Origin of the sequence: Streptacidiphilus carbonis, from assembly GCF_000787775.1 — a bacterium.
In the GTDB taxonomy this organism is placed as follows: Bacteria; Actinomycetota; Actinomycetes; order Streptomycetales; family Streptomycetaceae; genus Streptacidiphilus; species Streptacidiphilus carbonis.
On record NZ_BBPM01000001.1, the window covers coordinates 195,899 to 199,659 of the forward strand.

A 3,761-nucleotide genomic window follows, 5' to 3' on the forward strand; every position below is an offset into this window, starting at 1 on the left:
CGGCGGCCTCGGGCTGCTCGCGGTCAGCACCGGTATGGGCGACTCGCCGCCGGTCGGCGCCTCGGCCGCGCCCGCCGACAGTTCGGCCCCGGCGGCCTCGACGGCCGGCACCGACGCCGGGACCGGTGCGGGCCCCGGTGCCAGTCAGAGCGCGACGGCCGGGGCCGCCTCGCCCTCGGCCCGTGCGAGTGCCAGCGCGAGTGCCAGTGCCAGTGCGTCCTCCTCGGCCGCGTCCTCGCACCCGGCCAAGGCGTCGACCGGGCCCACCACCCCCCGCGCGACCGCCAGTTCGTCCGCACCGGCCGCCTCGGTGTCCCCGTCGGCCACCGCCTCCGCCACCAGCTCCGGGCCGGCGTCGGCGCGTCCCACCCCTTCGGCCAGCTGCACCAGCCACTTCCTGTGGTGGTGCAGCTGAGCCGCAGCCCCGGTACGGGTCCGCTCAGCCGACCGGCACGGTCAGTGTGCTGATCCGTTGGGCGGCGTCGGCCGCGGCCGGGTCGGCGGCGGTCAGGTCCAGTCGCAGCCGGGTGCCGCGGACCGGGTCGAAGGTGACCACGGTCGGCGTGTCCGAGGCCGTGGCCCAGCTGACCGAGGCGCCGCCGACCGGGACGTACCGGTAGCCGTTCCAGACCGAGACGGTGAGCCCGGCCGGGCGGGAGTGGGTCGCGTCCACGGTGAAGGAGACCTCGACCCGGTCGAAGGTCTGCGGCCCGCCGTAGCTGACGGACACCCAGCTCGCCGGTCCCGCCCCGGCGAACCCGGGCAGCAGCGCGGTGGCGCTCTTGACGTAGTAGTTGGACCAGCCGGTCGCCGGATTGCCGTCGAGCATCGCCGCGGGCAGCGTGGTGGGCGCGCCGGAGTAGCCCGCGTCCGCCAGCGGGTGGACCGGCGCGGCCGGGCCCGGGTCGGGGGCCAGGGCGGCCGGAGGCGTGACCGGCGCGGCGCCGACGCCGACCGCGCGCACCAGGGCGTTGCCGCGGTGCAGCCCGACCGAGGAGGCGCTGACGGCGATCGTCCCAGGGCGGGTGCCGGAGCGCACGATCGCCAGTGCTTTGCCGTGGAACGCGGCGCGGGTGCCGGCCTGGTAGCGCTCGGCGCTCTCCGGGCGCCCGCTGTCCACGCCGGCCAGCGAGCCGCCGCTGACCTGGAAGGCGATCAGGTTGTCGGCGGAGGGCACCACCGTCCCGTGCGCGTCCACGATTTCGGCGGTGACGTAGACCAGTGACCGTCCGTCGGCGTCCACGGCGGAGCGGTCCGTGCTGAGCCGGACCGAGTGCGGGGCGTCGGCGGTGCGCAGCACATCGGTGGCGACGGTCCTCCCGTCGCGGCGGGCCACCGCCTTGAGCTCGCCCGGGGCGAACGGCACCTTCCAGGTCAGGTGCAGCTTGCCGGCGCTGCCGTTGGGGCTGGTGTAACTGCCGGGATAGGGGCCGGAGGTGACGGTGCGGTCGTCCCCGGTGGGCTCGGTGGTCTCCAGGTAGCCGCGGCCGTCGGTGGTGGTCTTGGCGTCGAAGCTGCGCACGCCCAGCGACTTTCCGTTGAGGTAGAGCTCCACGCTCTGCACATTGGCGTAGGCCCAGACCTCGACGGTCTCGCCGGGCCGGTGGCCGCTCCAGTCCATCGGCACCAGGTGGACCATCGGCTCCCTGCTCCACTGGCTGCGGAACAGGTGGTAGGCGTCCTTGGGGAAGCCGGCGGTGTCGACCGCCCCGAAGAAGGACGACTTGACCGGGAAGACGTCGTAGGGCGTGGGCTCGCCGATGTAGTCCGTCCCGGACCAGAGGAACTGCCCGGCGAAGAACCTGCGGTCCCGGTCCTTCTTCAGCCCGTACTCGCCGCTGATGGTCCAGGAGGCCAGGTTGTTGTCGTAGGAGGAGGTCTCGCGGCGGCCGGGGGAGTAGTTCTCGCCGGTGTTGAGCTGCTCCGGCTGCTGGTAGAAGCCGCGGGTCGATGTCTCGGAGGAGGACTCCGACTCGAACAGGAACAGGTGCGGGTAGCGCGCGTGCAGGGCGTCCACCGAGGCGGCGGTGTTGTAGTTGAGGCCCAGCCCGTCCAGCTTGGCGAGCATCAGGTCGGCCGCCGAGCCGGGCTTGGGCAGGCCGCGGTACTTGTCCGAGCCGATCACGATCGGACGGCTGTCGTCCAGGGCGCGGATGTCGTCGATCAGCTTCTGCGCCATGGCCAGCCCCGCGGTGCTGGTGGAGTCGGGGATCTCATTGCCGATCGACCACATCAGCACGGCCGGGGAGTTGCGGTTGGCCAGCACCATCTCGGCGATGTCGCCGTCAGAGTACTGGTCGAAGAAGCGGTGGTAGTCGTAGGCCGTCTTGCCGGTGTGCCAGCAGTCGAAGGCCTCCACCATCATCAGGATGCCCAACTCCTCGCAGACCGCGACCATTTCCGGCGACGGCGGGTTGTGCGAGGTGCGGAAGGCGTTGACGCCCATGCTCTTCATGGTGCCCATCTGCCGGCGCAGGGCGTCGGCGTTGATGGCGCTGCCCAGCGCGCCCTGGTCGTGGTGCAGGTCGACGCCCTGCAGTTTGGCGTACGTCCCGTTCAGGGAGAGGCCGTTGTCCGGGTCGACGGTGGCGTGGCGGATGCCGAACGGGGTGCGGTAGGTGTCGGCGGTCGCCCCGCCGACCCGCAACTCGGTCTCCAGGCTGTACATCCGGGGGGTGTCGAAGGACCACAACTGCGGCCGGGCGACCGCGATCTCCTGGGTGGCGGTGGTCGCCGCCGTGGCCGGTCCGGCCGGCGCCGGCACCGTTGCGCTGCTCCGGCCGGCCACCCGGCCCTCGGGATCCCGCACCGTGGACACGACGGTCACCTGCTGCGCACTGCCCGACTCGTTGACCACGGCGGTCTGCACCCGCACGGTCGCCTGCCCGGCAGCGAGGGTGCCGGCCAGGCCGGGCGTGGTCACATACGTGCCCCAACGCCGCACGTGCACCGGCTCGGTGACGACCAGTCGGGCATGGCGGAAGATGCCGCTGCCGGAGTACCAGCGGCTGCTGGGCAGTTGGTTCTGCACCTTGACGGCGATGGTGTTCGGGGTGCTGCCGTCGGTGTGCACCAGGCCGGTGAGGTCCAGGGCGAAGCCGGTGTAGCCGTAGGGGTGGTTCCCCACCAGGGTTCCGTTGCAGTAGACGTAGGAGTCCATGTAGACGCCGTCGAACTCGACCGAGATCCGCTTGCCGGCCAGTTCGGACGGCAGGGTGAAGCTGCGCCGGTACCAGCCGAGGCCGCCGGGGAGGAAGCCGGTGCCGCTGCTGGTGCCCGAGTCGGTGGTGGGGGTGAGCTCGATGCTCCAGTCGTGCGGCACCGCGACGGTGCGCCAGCCCGAGTCGTCGTAGCCGGGCGCGGCCGCTTCGGCGTAGGCGCCGGTCGGGTCGGTGGCCGCGGCCGGGTTGACCAGGACGAAGCGCCAGTCGTCGGTGAGTTCTACGGTTCGGCCCCCGGAGGCACGCGATGCGGTTCCGGCGGCGGATGCCGAGGCGGCCAGGCCGGGCAGGCTCCCGGCGACCGTCCCGGCCACTGATCCGACCGCACCTGCGACAAGCACTGACCTACGAGTGACCGCCACGGCGATCCCCTCCCCGAGTCGGTTGATCAGAAGTAAACAGGCTCGATCACTAACTCCCCACCGTGCGACAGATTCTGACAGCGCTCGTCGTATGCCCGTCAAGAGTCGTGCACGGTGATCCTGCTGAGTCAGATCGGGCAGGGGCGGGCAGGGGCCGCCGCCCCCTGCCCGCCCCCCC

General features: G+C 72.3%; 2 protein-coding genes. Both read right to left on the reverse strand.

The features are described from left to right. Nucleotides 1–144 precede the first annotated feature (144 nt). Nucleotides 145–387 (reverse strand): hypothetical protein, encoded by a 243-nt coding sequence (locus tag TR46_RS00895; protein WP_042391928.1) that lies wholly within the window; start codon nt 385–387, stop codon nt 145–147. 52 nt (nt 388–439) lie between these two features. Then, the gene (locus TR46_RS00900) at nt 440–3,583 is read right to left on the reverse strand and encodes a glycoside hydrolase family 2 TIM barrel-domain containing protein (RefSeq protein WP_042391930.1); all 3,144 of its coding nucleotides are present in this window, start codon (nt 3,581–3,583) and stop codon (nt 440–442) included. Between the last annotated feature and the right edge of the window lie 178 nt (nt 3,584–3,761).